Raw genomic sequence first — 3,579 nt, 5'->3', positions numbered from 1 at the left:
GGAACGGCGCGACGACATCCACGAAGCCTTCCTCGGCCTCGCGACCTGCCTGATCACCCACCGGCACGTCCAACGCCTTTGTTAGCACCTCTAAGACGTCATCTCATGCGGCTGAGTAGGCTATCGGTCGTGGTATGGATCATTGAGCGGCTGGTGCCGGACGAGCTGTGGGAACTGTTCCAGCGAGTGGTGCCGGAGGCTCCATCACGCCCTCAAGGTGGCGGCCGGCGCCGGCACGGTGACCGTGAGGTAATGGCAGCGATCGTGTTCGTAGCGACGTCGGGCTGCACATGGCAGCAGTTGCCCACGGCATCGTTCGGACCCTCCGGGGCGACGGCTCACCGCCGGTTCACCGAGTGGACGAAGGCTCGCGTGTGGGCCAAGCTGTACCGCCTGGTCCTCGACGAACTCGGCTCCCGCGGCGACCTGGACTGGTCTCGCTGCGCGATCGACTCGGTGAACGTGCGGGCCCTGAAAAGGGGGAGTTAACGGGTCCGAATCCTGTTGACCGGGGTAAGTACGGCTCGAAGATCCACCTAATCACCGAGCGGACCGGCCTGCCCCTGTCTGTCGGCATCTCTGGTGCCAACGTTCATGACAGTCAGGCCCTGATCCCGCTCGTGAAGGGCATACCCCCGATCCGATCCCGACGCGGCCCTCGCCGACGCAAGCCCGGCAAACTGCACGCCGACAAGGGATACGACTACTGTCACCTGCGGCGATGGCTATCCCGGCGGGGCGTCCGACACCGCATAGCCCGCAAGGGAGTCGAGACCTCGCAACGGCTCGGCCGGCACCGCTGGACCATCGAACGCACGATGGCCTGGCTCGCTGGATGCCGTCGTCTCCATCGTCGCTACGAGCGCAAAGCCGAGCACTTCCTCGCCTTCACGAGCCTCGCCTGCACCCTCATCTGCTACCGCAGGCTCGCCAAATGAGATGACCTCTAATACTGCAACGGTGTTTGCCGTGACTGATGGCTAGGTCGGTCGTTGGTGTGGTTATGGGTGGGGACCTTGCTGATGTCAGGTTGTGGGCGGGTGAACTAGAAGCCGTGCATGAGCGGTTCGTGCACCGTTTCAGCAGGTCGGAGCCGCGGGAGTCGGCGCTGGCTTATATGCGGGGTCTGATCGCTCCGTTGCAGCGGAAGAACGGCTGGACGCTGGCTGAGGAAGCCGGTCACGCGGGTCCGGACCGCATTCACCGGATGCTGAACCGGATCGAGTGGGACGCCGATGAGGTGCTCGACGACGTGCGTCAGGCTACGGTCATCATCTCACGCCGGCCATAGCGTCAGCGATGGCTGTGCCGGTAGGGCCGAACTCATGGATGTCGACGCTGAAAAGTTTTGTTACCTCGTCAAGCGAGGTGCTGCAACTTGCGGAATTGGACCCCAGCACGACCCAATACGCTAACCTGTCGTCCGCTCTTGCCTCACGTAGTGATCCGACGCGGTTACCCTCCTCTTTGAGAAGGTTCAACCGTTCGAGGAGCGGGTGGCGGCGAGCCTTGGCGGATACGGCGAGGTGCTCTATACGTCCAGCCACCGGTGCGTAAGCGAAGTGGATTGCCGCCGCGCGCTGCCGGGTGGGGGCTAGGTCAGGAGTCTTCCCGACTGCCAGTTGTGCTGCAATCCGTGGAAGGTCGATCCCACTGGCCCGTTTGACTAACAAGGGAATAAAGTCGTTAGCCAAAGAGGCTTGAACGTACGTGATTCGCGGGCCCCTTGTTGTCAACTTCATGCCAATGTGCAGCACGCCTGGCACCACACCAACGGCTTCCACCGCGCGCGTGACGACCCGGCGGAGGATGGGGTTGTGCAGCAATGCATCGTGAGCGTAGACGCAGTGCCGCATTGCCTTCTGGCTGGGTATCGGGTAATAAGCAGTCCGGGCAATGGCAACTATCCTGATCTCGCCGTCACCGTAGACAACCGTCTCGGCAGAGAAAGCAGGACCGTCGAGTTGCTCTTCGACTACGACACCCCTGAGATTCGATGTACTGCGGGACGACTGTTGAAGTAGCCGCATGCTCGCGTTCAGCAACTCCTTACGATTGGAGGCCAGAACAGCCTCGTCAGGCCTGCCGTGCCGGGGTCTGAGGAGGACAGGGTATCCAATCTCGTGCGCACGCGTGGCGGCCGATTTAGCGTCGAGTGCAAGCGCCCAGCGAGGCTGCGCCAGGTTGTGCTGTGCCAAGAGCGCGCGAAGCTCGGTTAGATCGTCCAGCGTTCTCAACGATGCGGAACAGGCTGTCGGAAGTTCCAATTGGTCGGCGATGGATGAGGCCGTGACTGAATGCTCCGGCATGAAGGTGAGAACGCCGCCAACTTCGTGACTCGAGGCATAGCTCCTGACGGCATGCAGCGTGTCCACTGATTGGGATATGTCTGCTGCAATGTGGTTCACAAGGTAGGGCCTGGCCCAGGCCGGCGCTGTGGAATCGACAAGCACCACTGGTTGTGCGGCGGCAACACTCGCGAGGGCAAACTCCCCTCCAGTCGCCAGCGACCCAGCTCCAAGGAGTATGAGGGGATCGGACATTGCTTCACCTCCGGGCGGGAACCGGTAATGAACGCTTTTCATTTGACCGTGAATCGAAGGGCAGCGGTGCCGTCAGGTAAGTATCCAGGTCCTTGTCATATGCTCCAAAGGGACGGGATCTCGTAGGTCAGTGCAGGTATGTACAGTGGTGGTCAGGCAGGCGTCCCGGGGCCCACCACCAAGTCACACCGTCTGTGACGAGTTAGCCGAAACCAGTGATCAAGCACGAAAACAACTCACGCTCAATCTCTTCATCGACACAGAGCAGAACTATTGGGCCGAATCAGTTCGGAAGGCACAGTCGGTCTCCCACGATGCGTTGTGATGTTGCTACTCCGGGAGCAGCCATGTCAACAATAGTGGGGATCCAGCTCGGCCGGACCGACCAGTACCGGCCATGATCGTGAAGTTGAGCAGGCGACGAGGTCGCTTTTGTGCCCACCATGCCCGTAGCCCGGGGCCCTGGGCGCACGGCAATCTCCTACCGTATCGCCCATTGAGCCTAGAGCCGGCGTTAAATTGGCTACGGGTCAGCCACGCTGTTCGACTGACCGTACGTCCAGACCTCCTTCAACAATCGTTGAAACAGCGCCCCTCGTCCAGGTCCAACAGGCCGGCGCGGCGCGCCCGCTCAGCAGAGTGGCGTGTAGCCGGGCCAGACGCCGGTCTCGGTCCAATCCCGCAGTCGGCGCCAGGCCGTGACTCCCGAGCAGCCCACCCACGCGGGTACGTCCCGCAAGGCCACACCGGTCCGCAGTACCTACATCACACCCGCGAGCGCCGCCCGGTCCGGAACACGCAACCGCCCCGGACGGCGGCACCGCTCGGGCGCAGGGGGCAGCAGCGGGGCGACTCGCTCCCCCAAGCCGTCAGGAACAAGATCAGCACCCACTCCCGAGACCGTGCCCACCAAGGTCGTTGAGTACAAGGGCCACAGCTTAAGAAGCCATCTCATTTGGCTGAGTAGGCTGCCGGTCGTGGCGGAGATCGTTACGCGTTTGGTGCCGGACGAGTTGTGGGAGCTGTTCCAACGGGT

The 3,579-nt window shown here is 62.2% G+C and carries 2 protein-coding genes and 2 pseudogenes; 2 read left to right on the top strand and 2 right to left on the bottom strand.

The genetic code is table 11. The annotated features are described in order from the left end of the window. Positions 1-105 precede the first annotated feature (105 nt). Both ACZ7N4_RS39020 and ACZ7N4_RS39015 read left to right on the top strand, forming a co-directional pair. Positions 106-938 (top strand): IS5 family transposase gene (locus ACZ7N4_RS39020; RefSeq protein WP_471368776.1). Its coding sequence is split into 2 segments (ribosomal slippage): positions 106-474 and positions 477-938, totalling 831 coding nucleotides; the frame shifts between segments, so codons are not numbered across the junction. Positions 939-1,003: 65 nt separating this feature from the next. Then, positions 1,004-1,270, top strand: a pseudogene (locus ACZ7N4_RS39015) (transposase); the annotation flags it as partial. A 1-nt stretch (position 1,271) separates the two neighbouring features. Here the strand turns inward: ACZ7N4_RS39015 and ACZ7N4_RS39010 are convergent. Continuing rightward, positions 1,272-2,543: an ATP-grasp domain-containing protein gene (locus ACZ7N4_RS39010; protein WP_471368772.1), complete on the bottom strand. Its 1,272-nt coding sequence runs from the start codon at positions 2,541-2,543 to the stop codon at positions 1,272-1,274. Positions 2,544-3,119: 576 nt separating this feature from the next. Next, positions 3,120-3,435 (bottom strand): annotated as a pseudogene (locus tag ACZ7N4_RS39005) (transposase); the annotation flags it as partial. Between the last annotated feature and the right edge of the window lie 144 nt (positions 3,436-3,579).

The organism is Streptomyces sp. NPDC107654, from assembly GCF_055639035.1.
Note: the sequence above shows the minus strand (reverse complement) of the source record. Positions and strands in the feature narration are given on the sequence as shown.